This is a genomic window from Roseburia sp. OM02-15 (assembly GCF_003481835.1).
GTDB classification, from domain to species: domain Bacteria; phylum Bacillota; class Clostridia; order Lachnospirales; family Lachnospiraceae; genus Eubacterium_I; species Eubacterium_I ramulus_A.
Window position 1 is genome coordinate 1 of the sequence record NZ_QULX01000009.1, and the last position, 18,749, is coordinate 18,749.

18 protein-coding genes are annotated in these 18,749 nt (G+C 32.0%); 3 read left to right on the forward strand and 15 right to left on the reverse strand.

From position 1 onward, the window contains the following. Window positions 1-90: 90 nt before the first annotated feature. The 9 genes from DXB15_RS09875 to DXB15_RS09915 all read right to left on the reverse strand — a co-directional run bounded on the left by DXB15_RS09875 (window position 91) and on the right by DXB15_RS09915 (window position 10,402). On the reverse strand, window positions 91-363 hold the full coding sequence (locus tag DXB15_RS09875) for a hypothetical protein (protein ID WP_118702857.1): 273 nt from the start codon (window positions 361-363) through the stop codon (window positions 91-93). Between the two features lie 307 nt (window positions 364-670). Further along, a complete protein-coding gene (locus DXB15_RS09880; protein ID WP_118702858.1) occupies window positions 671-1,279 on the reverse strand; it encodes an acyltransferase in 609 nt (202 codons plus the stop codon). Next, complete coding sequence (locus DXB15_RS09885) at window positions 1,266-2,780, reverse strand: lipopolysaccharide biosynthesis protein (protein ID WP_118702859.1); 1,515 nt, start codon at window positions 2,778-2,780, stop codon at window positions 1,266-1,268. Before DXB15_RS09885 ends, DXB15_RS09880 begins: the two co-directional genes overlap by 14 nt. A 4-nt stretch (window positions 2,781-2,784) precedes the next feature. Then, the gene (locus tag DXB15_RS09890; protein ID WP_118702860.1) at window positions 2,785-3,693 is read right to left on the reverse strand and encodes a WlaTC/HtrL family glycosyltransferase; all 909 of its coding nucleotides are present in this window, start codon (window positions 3,691-3,693) and stop codon (window positions 2,785-2,787) included. Between the two features lie 3 nt (window positions 3,694-3,696). Further along, complete coding sequence (locus tag DXB15_RS09895; RefSeq protein WP_118702861.1) at window positions 3,697-4,782, reverse strand: polysaccharide pyruvyl transferase family protein; 1,086 nt, start codon at window positions 4,780-4,782, stop codon at window positions 3,697-3,699. Then, window positions 4,754-5,932, reverse strand: coding sequence for an O-antigen ligase family protein (locus DXB15_RS09900; protein WP_118702862.1), 1,179 nt, complete (start codon window positions 5,930-5,932; stop codon window positions 4,754-4,756). Before DXB15_RS09900 ends, DXB15_RS09895 begins: the two co-directional genes overlap by 29 nt. A 9-nt stretch (window positions 5,933-5,941) precedes the next feature. Next, window positions 5,942-7,192 carry a glycosyltransferase family 4 protein gene (locus tag DXB15_RS09905; protein ID WP_158582242.1) on the reverse strand — a complete coding sequence of 417 codons (1,251 nt, stop codon included), beginning with the start codon at window positions 7,190-7,192 and terminating at the stop codon, window positions 5,942-5,944. 90 nt (window positions 7,193-7,282) lie between these two features. Then, entirely contained in the window at window positions 7,283-8,503 is a 1,221-nt protein-coding gene (locus DXB15_RS09910; protein ID WP_147404797.1) for a glycosyltransferase, read from the reverse strand. Between the two features lie 651 nt (window positions 8,504-9,154). Further along, window positions 9,155-10,402: a glycosyltransferase family 4 protein gene (locus DXB15_RS09915; protein ID WP_118702865.1), complete on the reverse strand. Its 1,248-nt coding sequence runs from the start codon at window positions 10,400-10,402 to the stop codon at window positions 9,155-9,157. A gap of 551 nt (window positions 10,403-10,953) precedes the next feature. Here DXB15_RS09915 and DXB15_RS09920 point away from each other — a divergent pair. Genes DXB15_RS09920 through DXB15_RS17290 form a run of 3 tightly spaced genes read left to right on the forward strand, consistent with a single transcriptional unit; the run spans window position 10,954 to window position 12,149 of the window. Further along, the gene (locus tag DXB15_RS09920) at window positions 10,954-11,238 is read left to right on the forward strand and encodes a transposase (RefSeq protein WP_154433282.1); all 285 of its coding nucleotides are present in this window, start codon (window positions 10,954-10,956) and stop codon (window positions 11,236-11,238) included. After that, window positions 11,235-11,552 carry an IS3 family transposase gene (locus tag DXB15_RS17285; RefSeq protein ID WP_243115627.1) on the forward strand — a complete coding sequence of 106 codons (318 nt, stop codon included), beginning with the start codon at window positions 11,235-11,237 and terminating at the stop codon, window positions 11,550-11,552. Before DXB15_RS09920 ends, DXB15_RS17285 begins: the two co-directional genes overlap by 4 nt. 15 nt (window positions 11,553-11,567) lie before the next feature. After that, complete coding sequence (locus tag DXB15_RS17290) at window positions 11,568-12,149, forward strand: IS3 family transposase (RefSeq protein WP_256385916.1); 582 nt, start codon at window positions 11,568-11,570, stop codon at window positions 12,147-12,149. 130 nt (window positions 12,150-12,279) lie between these two features. On the opposite strand, the gene DXB15_RS09930 is transcribed toward DXB15_RS17290, so the two are convergent. The 6 genes from DXB15_RS09930 to loaP form a co-directional block, all read right to left on the reverse strand. Then, complete coding sequence (locus tag DXB15_RS09930) at window positions 12,280-12,930, reverse strand: sugar transferase (RefSeq protein ID WP_243115628.1); 651 nt, start codon at window positions 12,928-12,930, stop codon at window positions 12,280-12,282. A 4-nt stretch (window positions 12,931-12,934) separates the two neighbouring features. Next, entirely contained in the window at window positions 12,935-14,182 is a 1,248-nt protein-coding gene (locus DXB15_RS09935) for an ATP-grasp domain-containing protein (protein WP_243115629.1), read from the reverse strand. Then, window positions 14,145-15,401, reverse strand: a complete 1,257-nt coding sequence (locus tag DXB15_RS09940; protein ID WP_118702868.1) for a DegT/DnrJ/EryC1/StrS family aminotransferase — start codon at window positions 15,399-15,401, stop codon at window positions 14,145-14,147. Before DXB15_RS09940 ends, DXB15_RS09935 begins: the two co-directional genes overlap by 38 nt. A 111-nt stretch (window positions 15,402-15,512) precedes the next feature. Continuing rightward, window positions 15,513-16,334: a DUF2971 domain-containing protein gene (locus DXB15_RS09945; RefSeq protein WP_118702869.1), complete on the reverse strand. Its 822-nt coding sequence runs from the start codon at window positions 16,332-16,334 to the stop codon at window positions 15,513-15,515. Between the two features lie 51 nt (window positions 16,335-16,385). After that, window positions 16,386-17,966 (reverse strand): AAA family ATPase, encoded by a 1,581-nt coding sequence (locus tag DXB15_RS09950; protein ID WP_118702870.1) that lies wholly within the window; start codon window positions 17,964-17,966, stop codon window positions 16,386-16,388. Window positions 17,967-18,040: 74 nt separating this feature from the next. Further along, entirely contained in the window at window positions 18,041-18,547 is a 507-nt protein-coding gene (gene loaP, locus DXB15_RS09955; RefSeq protein ID WP_118702871.1) for an antiterminator LoaP, read from the reverse strand. Between the last annotated feature and the right edge of the window lie 202 nt (window positions 18,548-18,749).

Here is an 18,749-nt window from a genome sequence, read left to right on the forward strand (position 1 = left end):
AAAGCGGTTCCAACAATAGCAAAACCCTGCAAAAGCAGGGCTTTGTCTACAGTCTGAGAGCCCGAAGGCTCTTACTCTTATCGTCATTTCTTATTCCTGTAATAATTCCTCACAAATCTGGTCTATATCATAGTCTGGGGCATACTTACTTGCCACTTCACAGATTTCTCGAATTTCATCAGCCTCTGCTCCTAATGCCTCAATAATCTCTTCCACAGTTGATCCTTTTACCAATTTTCCAACTGTCAGTTGCGTCAATGTCTCTATATGTCCCTTCTTTTCTCCTATTATCTTACCTATTGCTAACGATTCCTCTCGCTCCTGCTTCATATGTGTTTCCTGATCATATTCAAAAATACTCATACGTAACACCTCCGCTTCAGAAAATCTTCCAAAATTTCGTTCCGGATACATTCATCCACCGCTTTTTCTATTGCCATGTCGAATTTCATTTGCTCCTGATATTTTCAAACAGTATCCACAAAAATCATATACTGATGTACTGTTAGCTTCATTAGATACTTCCAATGCTACATCTCGTTCTTTCAAAAGTATTCAAGTATACAATCCTTGTATTCTCTAATAAACTCTCCTACTACCTCAACCAGATACAACCTGTTTTCCTACAAAAACTCTATTGAAAAACTTTCCATTTTCTAGCTGCTATTTATTATTTTATCTCTCTGTATTCAGTACTTCTTTTCTGAAGTATTAATTTCGATTTCGGAATATCTCCTTTAATAACAGAACCTGCTGCAATTACAGCGTTATCCCCAATTGTAGTTCCAGCTAGAATTGTTACATTTGCACCTATCCATACATTCTTTCCTATAATTACTGGTGCCGTTTTTATCTTATTCCATGGTTGTGGACCGTCTTTAACATAATAATGATCATGATCTAATATTACTACATTATAACCTATAGCAGTTCCCGCACCTATAACTATCTTTTCACAACTGACAACAGTACAATTTCTATTAAGAAAAACATTCTCTTCTATTTCAACAGTACCTGTCTTGGTCGAAATAATCGCTGTTCCTACACCGATTTCACTTCCTCTACCAATTGATAAATTTTTTGATGACCTAATGTCACAATTATCATCTAATCTAACTTTTGCACCAATTGACAAATTTGCCAACCTATTTATTTTAATTTTTGCTGATTTAGATTTTAATATAACACAATTAAAGTAGAATCCTCTATGTATTATTTTTTTCAATAATAGTTCTACAAATGTCCTACATATTTTTAGTATAATCTTAAGCTTTTCCATAATTTAATCCTTTTAATATTTTTCTGAATTCACGATGACGTATTAACAAAATAGCAAATAAAAGATTCGACAACAAAAATGTTACAACTGATTTACATACAAATCCATAGACACCGTCAATATTAATGAAACTATTCAAAAAATGTATAACCGAAAATGCTATTATCAATATAATAAAATACTTTATCTTAACAATCATAAACTTAGTACATTTCTTATGAAATCCTTTTTTATATATCAAATATGGATCTACAATATTAAAGGTAAAAACTTTTGCGAATATAGTAGCTATAAAAATACCATTCAATCCAATCATTTTTCCAAAGACAATCGATAATACAATATTAAAAAATGCTGCAATGATCGGAACTAACTTTGCTTGTTTAAAAATTCCAAATGAGGTTCTATACTGTGAAGGTATTTGATTAATACCAGTAATATAGAACACAAGAGAAATAATTACAATAGTACTAAAACCTAGCAAATATTTATTTCCTAACCATATATTAATAAATGGATTCAGCAATTCAGTTAAACATATCGTACACACACCAAACACCCAAAAACTTACAAAAAAGAGCAATCTAAATGTACTTTCGTTTTCCTCGTCATTATTTACAACATTATAATTTCCAATTGTTGCTGCAATACTATTACACACTTGCATAAGAACACTATTCAAAGCACTAATAATCATAGAGTAATTTGAATATAATCCAACAAGTTTCGTTGCTATCAAAGTTGATATTAATATATTATCCGTACTATTCAATATTACTGCACCCACTTTATAGCAAAAAATATTTTTAATATTATCAAAAATATTTTTTACTTCTCGTTTTGAAAGTGAAGAGGCATCGTCTCTTAAATACTCATAGTGTTTATCCACATAAAATGATGTCAGCAAATTTATTAACATAGTCCCAACAATTTGAAAAATTAAATATAATAAATAATTTTTCCATATAATCAGAATAATACACTGAAATATTGATTGAATAATCAATACTATTTGTTGAATCAACGCGGCAATATAGTTTTTTTGATCAGCAATTAATAAAGATTTCTTATAAGCGTAAAAGTATGATACATATGTATTCGCAAGAAATAACCAAAAGAGTAACTTAAAATTTTCACTTATTGAAATGTCATTCACGAGCAAATCAATAAATGGCGTTATAACTAATCCAAGTCCTATGATTACTATTCTAATCCATCTATACGCCTTTTTAAAAATCCGCATTAGAGAATTAATTTTCTCATTATTTTGAGTCGCTACAGGTTCATAAAGACTAAATATAATTGCATTTCCAATACCCAACTCTGCAAAAGACAATAAAGAAACAACATTTACCAAGAGTCCATTAAGTGATAAGTAATCATTCCCCAATTGTTTTACAAATATTGTACGAACAATAAATGTTGAAATTAAATTAACAACTTGTAAAGCAAATGCAATACTCGCGTTTTGGAAAAATCTTTTCTTAAACTTATGTTCCATAATCTTACTCCATCAAATTTTTATAGAGCAAAATGGCATTTCTTAAAGATAGTTTGATTTTTTTAAGATAATGCTTTATATGCCTAGCCGCATTCATCACTCCATTATTGTTTTTTTCTCTTAATTTTGTCAAATTATCTCCACCATATATCTTTAACGGTAAAAACCACTCACTTTCTACCATCTTAAATATTTCCGGCTTCTTACGATATGACATTAAATGTATAAGTTGATCATCATCAATTAATCCAACATCATTCAAAGTTTCCATCGCATTTCTATTCAAAATCCACAAATCATTTGCTAAACATGCTGGTATTATAATTAAACATCCCATTATACAATCAGAAAGACGTCTCACTATTTCAAAAACTGGTCTATCATCATATTTTTTATAATAAAAATAATAAATTTTATTTTCAAATTTATAATTCCATTCAAAATCAAACTCTTGAGGATCAATATATAAATCTCCTCCATGATTAAATCCAAAATCAATCCATGCAACTTGTTCTGACGTAAGTTTACGTTCTACAGCATCTTTAACAAAATATGATTTCAGCAACATTAGATACGAATATTCTGAAATATTAGATGTAGCGTTAGGCAAATATCTAAAATCCAAAAAATACTTATCTATAGAAATACGCCTCATTTTTTCCAGTATTTCAGGTTCTATAGAATATATATCTTCAATTTCAATAATAATTGTCTTTTCTTTGAGTCCAAATTTATCTCGAATAGCTAATATAAGATCTTTCATTTCTGGTTGAGTATATACAATTAAATTATTTCTAAGCCGTGCCCACCCCTCAAAATCCTTCATATACTTACTATCCGGTCTAGGTATTGCTTTATAATTCTCACGCCCTATATTAAAAAATGCCGTCACCAATGTTATTTCTTTGCTCATTTTTTATTCTCCTAAGTGCTTCAAAAAATTTTTACTCTTCTCTATCAAAACGTTAAGTTTTTTATATGGTAATTTATAATCAATCATTGTATTATAAACAGTACATCCCTCTGATATAATTCTGTCTCTTAATCCTAAATTTCCAAGTAATGTTGTTATTCGTGAATTAACATTTGCGGATGTTGGTAGATAATCACACCAAAATATTTTTTTAAATATAATTGAAAAAACCGTACCATGAAATGAATTAGTCACTATATATTCTGCATTTTTGAACAAATATAACCAATTTTCCGGTGTAACATTCCTCTTATTAATTAATCCTTTTCTTTTTAGAAGTTGATTATTAATATATATGATTTCATAGCCTTTAGTTTTAGCTAATTTTTTTGCAAATTTAACTATTTTTCTATTCTCTGAAAGTAAATAAACTAAAATATACCTCTCTGGAACTTCGCAAGGAATGCATAGAGATGACCATTCTGATTCATTTAATAACATCGTAGGATCCAATACGGTTTCTACATCGTCTCTAGATAATAGTTTACATAGAAGATTATTTCCCTCTTGTTCTCTTACTGAAATTTTACTAAATGATTTTAACAATCTTTTGTATTCTTTTTCATATTCTATTGGTATTTGATTTAATCCTATACTAGCCGCATAAGACATCTTTTTATTATTGTTTTTGACAAAATCCAAATAATAGCGTTTATCAAATCCTGTTGTTTTATAGTTCCACACTTGATCACTTCCAACCAAAAATAAATCATATACCATTTCAGAATCCATAATATTCTTATCACTATATATAGTGTCACTTATTTTAATATTATTATTAACAAAAGAATCAAATTGACTTCTTTTTACTTTGGAACAACCATTTAGCAAAATTAGTATAGCCATTTTTTTTATAGTAAAATAGTTTGATATTTTATCCGGTTCATAATGTCGCTCTATAAAATCTGAACGATAATCTAATACCTCTGTATCATATCCAAGATCTATTAAAGCTTTCTGCAATGCATAAGTTTGCAAAACAGCACCATAATTTAGTGCTCTATGAAATGTCAATGTAGCGATTTTCAATTACTGAATCCTCCTCAACTGAAAAATTATAGAAATGCGATAGTAGCATTCCCCAAAATAAACAAATAAACATCATATATGTTGGTATCATAATCACATGTGACAATAGTGACATAATAAAAAAAGTTAATATTGATATCAAATACTGACTACGATAAGGGTATTGTTTTTGCTTCATCCTCAAATAATTCTTAATAAGTACAATATATATATATATATAGGCTATAAAGCCAATAACGCCAAAATCGAATAATATTTCAAGAAAATCATTGTGAGCTGTTCCACCTATTATATTTATGACTCCATAATATCCATCTCCTATAACAAAACTACCAAATCCCCTAGTAAAAATTTGTGGAAAAAGCAGCTCATAAATATCTGTTCTTCCAGATCCACCATCATCTGCCATCATCTCAAATTTATCTATTATATTAATATTAAATTTATTCTGAATAATCACAGTGATAATTGCTAATACAATGAGAGATGTTATAATTTTCAATACTCTCATTTTATCTGCAGAATCTTTAATCCAAAGATGTATTATTAATGCCAGCACAAAAATTACCACTGCTGTTCTTTTCAAAGATATAACAACTGCAATTGCCAATAAACTAATCAATATTCTTTTCCACCTCATATGTTGCAAACTCAATATAAATGGCAATTGTAAAACAAGGTAAAAAATTGAATTAAGTTTTCCAGCCCCCGCTTGATATAAAAATAGTTTATTGTACATGAACAAACTCCAATATACAAGAAATAATATACATTGTATATTAACTATTTTCTTTATATCATAACATTCCGAAAATCCATAATAACTCATTATTAATGAGAATGGTATCATAGTACATACAAGCCACACATCTTTAGCCAAATTTGAATGCAAAATTAACATAAAACTCAAAATTAATAGATAGCTAATTATTGTCATTCCCAGGCTATTTCGTTTTACAATTCCAGAATGTTTTATTAAATAAAAAACTGAAAACATGATACTTAATATTCCCAGCAGAGCGTAACAAATAAGCCGTATCTTGTCATTTGTCCAACTTAATTCATAAGTTTTTGCCATATTCTCAAGTAAAAACAGGTTAACTATAGTAAATGGTACACTCCACATATTTTTTCTTATATTAATTTTCATAGTAATTCCTTATGATTCAAAAATAATTTTAATTGCCTCTTCAATTTGTTTATAATAATCTGTCCATTTCATAGTTGAAACACATTTAAATGCCTCATTTTGCATACTATTCAAAGCTAATTTATCATCTTTCAAATATCTACATTTGCTCACCACCATTTCATTATCACCAACCTCAAAAGTAAAGCCATTGACTCCATTAATTATAATGTCGCTTACCCCAGCATTTTTTGATACAATTGGCACTACTTTTTTTGACATTGCTTCAATTACCGACAAACCAAACCCATCGGAAAGTGATGGGAAAATAATAACATCCATATTTTCACATATTTTTAATACTTCATCATGTGTAACATATCCATAAAAATTGCAAATACTTTTATTTGATTTATATATTGGATCATCTTCATCATACTTTCCAACAATATTAAATTCAAAATCATTCACATTCAAATTTCTAATTATTTGTATAAAATCAATAATTCCCTTCTTTTGTGTAACATCTCCAATAAAAATTATCCTAATTTTTGCGCTCTTCTGTTTAATAAAATTGCAATTATCCATATATATACCGTATTTACAAATAAAAATACTATTTTTGTTTATTCCAGAGTAAACAAGCGACTCTTCACTAAATTCTGATGCGACAAAAAAATAATCCGCATTCTCTATTTCATATTTTGAATTTTTTAGCCTTTCCAAATATTTTGCAGACTTCATTTCATTTAATAATTTTTCACTATATTTGGGATATTTCTTCACATTCTCTGAAAAGAAGTAATCCATATAAGCAAAATTAGGAGCAGACATATCAATTATTATTTTAGTCTCAGTTTTATTTTCTCTTAATATTTTTATACATTCTGCACATAAAGTATCATATAAAATAATTGCATCAATATTATTTTTTATAATGTATTTTGCCAATTTACGATTAAATTTTTTTAAAATATAAGTATTTAACCTATCATAAATCTTCCGCGATTTATCTATTCTATGTAACAAAAGTAAAACAAGGCTTTCAAACTCACAAAATTGAATTACTTCTCTATCCTCCAAATAACTGCATTTACGATTATTAGCTCTTTTCAGATTATCTCCTTTTAATAATCTCTTTACTAACGCAGTGATAGAGCTATTTTTGTCATACACCGTAGTAATATACGACTGCAAAGCTCCCATTTGCTTTATTGCGCTAGCAGTTTGAAAAGAATGCTGCTGGTATGGATGTGCAACAATAATATTATATTTTCCCATAATTATCCTCTTCCTCATGTATTCATGACCTATACTTATTTCAAACCTATTCGTGTAATCTTATGTGTTAATGTCAATTTTACACGGTCACTACTTTTTACTTAATTCCTGCTTTAATAACTTTTTATAGAGTTCTAAATATTTTGTATAAGCAATGTTTTTATCAAATAAATCCCTATTTTTTATTTCCAAATTGTCAGAATTATATATTTTTTCAGCAAGCGCCTCTACATCACCAACATCAATAATATTCTTCGCTGGAACACTCTCTATACTACCTCCGGTGTTGTAAGTAATAACTGGTATACCACACGCTTGTGCCTCTAAATTAACTGTAGGATAATTGTCTTCATATGTTGGATTTATAAAAACATCTGCTGCTGAATATAAATCAACTAATTCCTGAACATTATTTGTTCTTGAAATAGTAATTATATTTTTAGGAACTTTCTCTTGTTCATTTCCACTAAAACCAACCATAATAATTTTATTATCTTCCGAAAGAATTTGTGAAAGTCTTATAATATCGTTAAATCCTTTTCGTGGTCCCCATCCATCTGCTACAGCAAGAATTATCTTTTTACCAATCAGTCCATATTTATCGCGAATATTATTATTGCTTTTTTTAAATGTACTTAATTCTATGCCATTATTAATTATCTCAACTGAATGATTTTTTAAATAGGACTGACCGACAAGTGTTCCTAACCATTTCGAAGGTGTTACAATCGTCAAATTATCTACACAATTAAATAAATCTTTCTTCTTTTCAAAATTCTTAGAAGATGCATCTATAAACATACTAGCAGGATATTTCTTTTTTTGAGGACAGGATCCACACATATTATTCTTCCATTTTTCACAAGCAACATAATCAAAATATGTGCAATGCCCTGTAAAAGACCAGCAATCATGAAGTGTCCAGACAACTGGTTTTTTGAAATCTCTTAAAAATTGAAACAAAATTTCAACATTAATATAATACCCATGTATATTGTGTAAATGAACAATGTCTGGATTCCACTCAGTTACCCATTTAATAAATTCTTTAGTGACCTTTTTACTTCCAAATCCAGAATTATCAAATACCCTTGCTTGCATTGCATGCAACTTTACATCACGATTAGTTCCAATTCTTTTTGCGAAACACTTATACTCATTAGGCACTGTTTCTCTTCCATAGGCAATACAACATTCATTTTTGGTTTCGATTAACACTCTTGCAATATCTGTACATATCCTACCTGTACTTCTAATTCCACACACTGAATTAATTTGCAAAACTCTCATTTTTATATCTATTCCTTTCACACTGCTCAAAGCTCAAAACGCTATGAAAAAACGTTGGCTTATTATTGCAACTTTCTTTTTTATAAAGTATCTGTAGGGATATTCAGAACACTACAAATCACGAAAAGTTGATTGCGTTATCTATACTATCAGATGACCGTATTTTTAATGTGTATAGAATACTTTTTAAACACAAATAAATATGCCCCATTACGTAACCTTATCTTTGTTAAAACAACTTTTGTTCTAATTCTAAGCATTTAGTCAATGCTATTTTCTCTCTGTCATTCTATTGAACCTATGATTCTGAAAGCAAATCCTATAGCATTAAAAATTATGTATCTATTGTACTCACTCATCCTAAATATATTAAAGCCATCTGTGAGAAGAAAACTGACAAGAAAGATATCAAACAAATTACTAGCTTGTAACAATGAAATGCAGTGAAAAATTTGTTCGTTTTACTTAAACTAGATACTATATCAAACCGCCTTTGATCCAATATGCCAATTCTGTGGTTAAACGGGAAAAAAGCTAGAAATCCGTAACCATTATCATCGTTTTTATAAGCACAAAAATCTCTAAAAAGCAATCTTAAAAGACCGATATATAATAATCTTTGTACGATTTTCTTAACAAAACGGATATCCTATACTATTCCTGTACTTAAATCTATTTTTCTGTAATAATATCTTTTAACACATTTATATATTTATCCGTACAGTATTTCTTAGAATAATATTTTTCAACTAACCTTCTACCTCTTTTCCCCATTAATATACGCTTACTTTCATTTAAATAAATCTCTTCAATTACCTCTTTTAACAATTGCGGATTTTCTGGTTCAATTGCTATTCCAATCTCATTATCCATTATTAATTTCGATAATTCACTATTCAAATCAAAGCATGCAATCGGCATAGTAGCCGTTGCTAATATACTCCATGTTTTACTTGGTAAGCCAGCCTCTCCTGTTCCTTTTTTACATGTTATAATTGATACATCTCCCAAACTGTATACATATGATACCTCCTCATTTGGTCGCAAATCATGTAATATAATATTAGATAAGTTTTCCTGTAAAATTCTATTCTTAACTTCTTTTTTTTGGGCTCCGTTACCAAATATCACAAACTGGATATCTTCTTTTTCATTCAAAAGTTTTGCTGCATCTATAATCACATCTATTCCTTGAGCTTTTCCTAAATTTCCTGCATATACTACATAAAATTTATCTCTTGACAAATGTAACTCATCAAATAAATAATTATTTTTTTTAGGTATCGGTTGAATTATTTCTTCATCAATCCAATTGTGAATAGTTAATATATCTTTTTCAGGAACACCTTTTCTCATCAAATTTTCTGCCATTGAACTAGATATTGTAATTATTTTATCAGCATTTTCATATGACTTCTTTGAAATCCAATAACCAATCTTCCAAATACAACTTCCTTCCTTGGTTATACCAGTTGTAACTAATGAATCCGGGAAAATGTCTTGAACATTAAAAATAAAAGGTTCCCTCTTTATTTTTTTTATAATAGTTCCCACTATTCCCATTGTAGGAGGCGTACTTCCTATAAAAAGAACATCACATTCACATGAAATTCCTTTTATTATCTGAATAATATTTTGTAGTAAATAACGTAATGCTCTTGAAAACAAATTCTTTTTTTCATACGGAAGCCAATATCGGTGGACTATTACTTTTCCGTCATATAAGCTTTCTTGTTTTTTGTATCTATATTCTTTTTTTAACTCGTCACTAATCCCTCTACAAGGTATTGGAGTAAAAACTTCTGCAACATTACCGCTTTTCACTATAGCTTCTAATAAATCATTTGTAAGATTTATTCCTGCACAATTTTCTGGATAAAAATAATCTTTTAAGAATAATACTTTCATTTTTATATCCATTCCTTTCACACTGCTTGAAGTACAAACATCATGAAAAACGTTGTCTTATTGCAGCTTTCTTTTTTATTCTTGTTTCCGGTAGATTTTGCTACCTTCTGATATCAAACAGCTTTGTAACCTGACGTTCTATTGTTTTAAACTAATCTACTTTATATCCCGTGAAAATAATCAACTTCAAAACTATCTCATTGTCTTTAACATTCAGTTAGCTTCCACTGTTTTAGGCACTTTTTTTAAAATTTCTCAAAGAATTCTGGATAGGATTCTTGAAAATCTTGATAATACTTTTTTTGATATCGTTCCTTTAATTCATAACGTCATACGAAAAAAACATTTCTCCATTGACGGTTTTGTCACACCCGAACAGACTGTAAAATTAAAGATTATCAAAACACATTTTTAAGATTTGGTATCCCATAAATAACACTAACCTTGATACACATTCTATTTTTAGTTGGTGCTAGAATATAAATAGTACAAGTCAAAATGAGAATCCATAATTACATATTTTATGGTACTATGTAGTTACCGCACTGAAGGAGGATCTCATTATGGCAAAGCACTATGACAAACAATTTAAATTGGATGCAATCCAGTATTATCATGATCACAGAGAATTAGGATTGCAGGGTTGCGCTTCAAACTTAGGAATCAGTCATCAGACACTGTCTCGCTGGCAGAAAGAACTGCGTGACACCGGAGACATTGAGAGCCGTGGTTCCGGCAACTATGCTTCTGATGAAGCAAAGGAAATTGCACGTTTAAAGCGTGAACTACGTGATGCGCAGGATGCACTTGATGTATTAAAAAAAGCCATCAACATTCTGGGAAAATGACAGAAGCCATTTACCTCGAAGTTACTGAGAAGGCAGAAGCAGCCCGCAAGGCTAAACGCCGTGTTTCTGTCTCCGGAATGTTGAAAATACTTGGCGTTTCACGTTCTGGCTATCGCGCATGGCTGAAACATGTTCCTTCCAATGCTGAAAAGCGTCGGGAATCAGTAAAAGCCAAAATCAAGGATATTTACGATAAATCTAAACAGAATTATGGTGCTCCCAAAATCACACAAATGTTGCGCAAAACAGGAGAAACTATTTCCGAGCGTACTGTTGGGCAGTACATGAAACAAATGGGCATTAAGGCTCAGTAGGTAAAACCGTGGACAATCACCACAAGAGACTCCGATTTCAGTAGCAAACTTCAAAACATCCTTGATGAACAATTTAATCCAGAACGGCCAAATGCAGTTTGGTGTTCTGACATTACCTATATCTGGACGATAGATGGCTTCGTCTATTTGACCAGTATTATGGATTTATATTCCAGGAAAATCATTGCCTGGACGCTGTCAAATACATTAGAGGTGTCCTGTGTGATTGAAACAATAAACAAAGCTAAGGCAAGACGAAAAATCGAAGAACCATTGATTATGCATTCCGATCGCGGCGTACAGTATGTTTCAAAAGAATACAAACGTGTCACTGCAAACATGCAGTGCAGTTATTCTAAAAAGGCTTATCCGTGGGATAATGCCTGCATTGAATCATTTCATTCACTGATCAAGCGCGAATGGCTGAATCGCTTCAAAATTCGCGATTATGGTCATGCATATCGCTTGGTATTCGAATATCTGGAGGCATTCTACAATACCAAGCGGATCCATAGTCATTGCGATTATATGTCACCAAATGACTACGAAGAAGTATATCGTAGAATGCAACAGGACGAAGAGCCAATGGCAAGTTAAGATGGGGAAACCTCATTTTAACTTGTACTAAATCTTGACATAGGACCAAGTGACCATTATTATAGTGATTTTTGTAATGTCCTTAACGTAATGGATGTTCTCTATTATTCTTTTTCAACCTTTCTTCCGATCAATTCGTATAAATATTTTCTCGTTTCAAAACCGTTATTACTGTCTTAAAAAATATTCTAAGATCAAGAGAAAATGATACATTATGTGCATACCAAGCATCATATAATCGCTTTTCACGCACGCCAAGATTATTTCTGTAATATGCTTGCGTATATCCAGTAATTCCAGGTCTAATTAACAACTTGTCTTTTTCATCTTCAGCATATGTATCTTTAGATTCAATATCTCCCGGTCTCGGACCAATAATGCTCATATCACCTTTTAAAATATTAAAAACTTGAGGAATCTCATCAATGCTTGTTTCTCTAAGGAAATGACCAACTCTGGTAACTCTCGGATCTTTCTCAGAATTAAATGTACTTCCATCATCATTTCGTAAATCTGGAGCATTTACTTTCATAGAACGAAACTTTAACATTCCAAATTCTTTAAAATCAACGCCTAAGCGCCCCGAACGATAAAACACCGGACCCTGATCTTCAATTTTGATTGCTATTGCTACTGGAATTAAAATAACTAATAAAAATGGAAGTGCTAATAAACAAGCAATAATATCAAACGCTCTTTTAATTCCTAATTGATATATTCCTCTATACCCTGTTTTCCTTTTTGATTCTTGATATAATTCTTCTGGAGTCTTTTTATTCATATACTTATTCCTCAAAAATTACCGCTTTAAAATAGTTGAGTACATTTTCCGCTTTATCAACTGCTTCTTCTTGTTTATTGCCTTTTGCAACAATATATCCACATCCATCTAAATTAGTATGATATTCATTAACTTTCATCCCCTCTTCAAGATGATGATATATTTCTACACCAAACTTCTTCTCCACTTCCTTCATATCCGGAAGAGTATTTACAACCCCATTATTAAAAGCAAGAAGCTTTGTTGCCACAGCACATTTTTCTTTTACCACTAATTCCACTGGATCTTTCACAGCATTCTGAATCATAGCAGCCATATAATCAACACCAGTGCCATATGGAATAATGCATGGTCCGATCATATTTCCGCCCATTCTTGCCCCAATATCAATGATATACACTTTACCATCTTCCGTTATAAGCATATCCATATTTACAGAGCCAAAATTCACTCCCAGTGCTTGAATCGCATTTGTTACACATTTTTTAACTTTTTCTTCTACTTCTGGTTTAAGATCAGTAGGAATAGAATGACCTAATTCAGCATAATAGGGTGGCCTAGTCATCCATTTTTGCATTACACCAAGAACATGGATTTCACCGTTTACAACTAAACTTTCTGCACCATATTCTTTACCTTTAATAAATGTTTCGACTTCTGCTCTATGAGTAATAGACCCTGCTATAGCATAATCACAAGCCTTTTTTAAATCTTCCGCTCTATCAACTTTACTTGCTCCACGGCTTCCTGAGCCATCACACGGTTTTACCATAACTGGATATATAATGTTTTGAGCAAGCTTTTCTATATTAGTATCCTTGTGAATTTCATATGCTTGTTCCGTATCATCCACATGATTTTCATACAAGCATTTTCTAACTAAATATTTATTTTTAATAAGTTGTGCCACCTCATATTTAAGTCCCGGTAACCTCATTTCTTTAGCAATATATGCTGCGGTCAAAACTCCATAATCTGTAGCTGCTGTTAATACACCATCAATCTCACTTCTCCTTGCATATTCAAGACATGCTTTTTCATCCACAATATTTACTATTGCATAATGATCTGCATGTTTAAAACCTATTGCATTAGGATCTGCATCAACCGCATATACTTCATAACCCATTTTCTTAGCTTTACATATTACAAAATCTTGAAGAAAACCAGCACCTATAATTAATACCTTCTTCATCACACTATCTTCTCCGTTATTAAATATACTTTTTAACCACTTCTCTAAAGTTTTCAATCACATATTCCACATCTTCATCGCTCAATTTCGTATGAAGCGGTAGTGTAATCAGATTCTCATAATATGAATATGCATTAGGGAAATCTTTAATATTCCATCCCATTTTCTTATATGCCGTCATCATTGGAAGAGGTTTGTAATGAACATTTGTATTTACACCACGCTCAGCAAGCTTAATGATAATTTTTCTTCTCGTTTCATCACCAATACCCGGAATACGGGTCAGATACAGATGGTTGGAAGACTGGAAGTTTTCTCCACTGTGAATTAAGTGCTTTATACCAAGTCCATCACACATAGTATCATATTTCGTAACGATTTCTTTTCTTCTCTCAAGCATTCCCGGATATCTGTCTAACTGACGAAGTCCAATAGCAGCCATAATATCTGTCATATTACACTTATACCAAGCTCCAATAATATCATATTCCCATGCTCCAAGTTGTGTCTTTGCCAGTGCATCCTTACTCTGTCCATGAAGACTGTATAACTGAAACTGTTTATATATTTCTTCATTATCAATTCCTGAAATATTACGCCAGGTACTTGCACCACCTTCTGCTGTAGTAAAATTTTTCACAGCATGAAAAGAAAAGTCAGTAAAGTCAGCCCATTCACCAGCCATCTTTCCGTTTCTGCTTGCTCCCAATGCATGTGCGCAATCCGCAAATACCATTACCCGACCAATAGACTGCTGAATTCTAGCTTCGAGATCAGTTCCTTCCTTTGCTTTAAATAAATGTTTCTTGCTCTCTACTGCAGCATATAATTTATCGTAATCACAAATAATACCACCAAGATCAACCGCTACCACTGCTTTTGTTTTTTCTGTAATTGCTTCTGCAACTTTGTCATAATCCATTTCACAATTGTCTTTCTGACTATCTATAAATATTACATTTGCTCCGCAATGAATTGCTGCTGAAGCTGATGCAGTATACGTGTAAGCAGGTACTATAATTTCATCACCTGGTCCTATTCCACAAATTCTAAAATTTAATTCCTCTGCCGCTGTTGCTGAATTTAGGCAAACTACTTTTGAAGTATGACAATATTCTGCAAGTCTTCGCTCTAATTCTTTTGTTCGTGGTCCTGTTGTAATCCATCCAGAACGAAGAGTTTCTGCAACTTCAGCAATTTCTAATTCACTAATATCCGGCGGACTAAAAGGAACATTTCTCTCTGGTATTTCTGTTTTATTATTTTTCTTAACCATTTTTATTACTCCTTTACTTAGAATCTATAACTATTTATTCTTAGCAATTTATTTTCTGCACAAAAATAAGAGCCTTTCGGCTCTCATTCTTCATTTATAATATTCCACTTGCTATTTCAACTCACGCTCTAACAAAAAATGATTAAAATCATTTCCTATCCCATCCATTTTATAAACTTTACAATTTTTTTCAAACTTTTTTGAGATACGCAATAATTCTTTCATATACCTATCTTCACATTGCATTCCCACATATATTTTTTCAGGTTGCATATCCACATAGTCTCCACACACATCTGGCAAAAGTAAGCGTATTTCCCGTTCATGTCTCCAGCTTATATGTTTACAAGTAAATGTTAGATATGACATATAACTCAACATTGTCAAATATTCATCTGTATTTTCATTTATATCTTCATGTTGTTGGGATATCTTTACTAATTCATTTAGTAAACTTGTTATTAACACATTTCCCGATGATCGCTTTTCATCATATGACACGGGGTACATCTGTTTTTTCAGTTTACTATCTAATTTATATTCAACACAATATCCTTTATGGTTATTTGCATAGTATGCCCACATTGGCATATTTTGTTGCTTTTCTTTTGCATTGGAGAAACAGCATATCCTTACATGCGTCTTTAATTCAGATACAAACTTTTCCAAAAAATCTACAGACCATCCCGCTTTTGCTAACTTTTCATTATCAAAAATTAATGAATTTCCCTCAAACGGATCATTAAAGCCTGCCAACGAAGATAAATAAACTTTTCCATTTTCTAATGTTCTTAGTTTTTGTTCATTCATCTTTTCATCATCCGTTAATGAATAGTATTTATAAACAACATCTGGGATTTCCGCATTTTTATACTCCAAAGCCTCTTGAGAATTTCCTATATTTATCAAATTAAAATATTTCTCGTAATCCATATCTTTCCCTCAATTCCAATTATATGTATAAAAATAAGAGCCAGCCGACTCTTATTTTTCCCATTCCTCAATCTTACAAGAATGTTTTTTACTCACCTTATCATAATTAATTCCTACCAATAATATTTTACCACTATACGATTCCAATGCCTTTGCATAACGTTTTTCCTTAATCTGCTCAATTGCTCCATCTACTGATTTGTCATATTTCAACTCTACAACCAGTGCCGGATAATCTGTATGCTTCTTCGGTAAAAATACAATATCAGCATATCCTTTTCCGAGAGGCATCTCACGGACTAACTGGTAGTCATTCATTGCCTGATAATATGCTAATGTTATTACACAACTCAATGCATTTTCATCATTGTAATTCAGAATGGAAGTATTGGCTTCATAAACTGCATCCACCCCCTGTGCAACAAGTTCTTCCTGCTTACAAAGTGTAGCCAAAAGTAGCTTTTCGGACGCATTTACTGCATCTATTACCTGTTTCCAGTTACTCATCTGCACCGCATCCGTAAATGCCGACCTGACTTCCTCATTGGGAATATACACTTCTCTTCTGTCTCTGTCATAAGCCAGATATCCCAGATGAACCATTACTGTCAGCACATCATCTTTACTCTGAAAACTTGTCATATCATTTTCAAAAGTATTAACATTGATTTTCAAATGCATTCCAGTCAGCATCTGAACAATTGCATCCTTTAACCCATCAAAGTTCATACTGATATAAGTTTTTAAGGATTCATAAGTTTCTGTTTTTGTCCAGTAATTTGCCACCCGCTTTCTGCGAATTGCATCTACCACCGACTTTGGATTGTATACATGTAAATCTGTATCTAACAGATAACCATCATACCAGCGTTTTAATTCTGAAAAATCCATATGATAAGCATCACATAATTCTTTTACTTCCTGCTCAGTAAATCCAGTATATTCGGCAAAGTAATCTGCGTTTACCATCGTAAACTCATCGAAATTGTTTAATGCCGATTCCGTACCATATTTTTTGATCGGTAAAATACCAGTCAGATACGCCAGCTTCACAAATTTTTTCGACAGCGCACTTTTGAATAAACCACGTAACAGTTCCACATACTCTATCTGCACCTTTGTATCATATTTATCTTCCCGGAATAGTGCATCCCATTCATCTATAATAATGACAAATTGTGCTCCGGTTTTATTATGAACTTCTGCCAGAACATCCGGCAGATAAGTTGTTTCTTTTGAAAAAGATTCCGGATATAACTCCTGCAATTCAGCAATCACATCGCTATTGATCCGATGCAATATGCCTTCGGATGTCTCTCCGGGTCTGCGAAAGCTTGTAATATCCAGATGAATCACATCATATCGATTCAGATATCTCTCATAATCCTCTGTCTGAGCAACTTTCAGATTCTGGAACAGTGCATGGGAATCACAGCTTCTATCATAATAAGCAGTCAACATTCCTGCTGTAATAGATTTTCCAAATCTTCTTGGACGGCTGATACATATGCAATTCTGCTCTGTGCCTAATACTTCATTGAAATATTCCAACATTCCGGATTTATCCACGTATATTTTTGAATCAACTGCACGTTGAAAACCGGCATTTCCCGGATTCACATAAATTCCCATTGCCTTCGCCCTCCATTCACTGGAATAGTATGCTCACTTTCCGAGTCTCTCACAACTCCTTTGCGCTCATTATACTATACTTTACGAAGGATTTCCAACCCAACTTCAATCTGCTGTCGCCTGCCAAACATCTCCATCTCCAACCAGGCTTTCCGCTTATGTCGGTCGATCTTCCGAATAGCTCCTTCCAGTCCCATCAGCGGACCGGACAAAATATGTACCTGATCATTTTCGATAACACCTTCGGAAATCTCTGCAATATCATCCTCACCGCAGAATCGTAAAATAAATTCGATTTCCTGTGGTGTCAATGCTACAATTTCATCTCCAATACCAAGCATTTTTGTCATAGCAGGTACTTTTTTCAGTTGCAGAAATAATTCTTCTGCCTGATCGGATATAAAAAATACATACCCCGGAAACAATTTTTTCTGTAGGGTATGCCATTCGCCGTGAAACCGGCGTCTTTCTTCATATAAAGGAATGACATATTTTTCCACCAGACCAGCTGGCAGATAGGTTTCACACTGTATTTTAATATTTTCTTCCTTACCGGAAGTTGTCTGAATTACGTACCACATATGCCCTCCTTTCATTTCAATCAACTGTTTTTCGGAGAACATTTTTATCTAAATATATGTAACTATTCTATCGATTCTACTGTATTTGTTCGCAATTATAATTCCTATTTGAACAGTTACATATATTTTTGCATAAAGAAAGGCACTTATACGATTTGTAACTTTGTTGTTACTTATCGTATAAATGCCTGTGCTTCGCCAC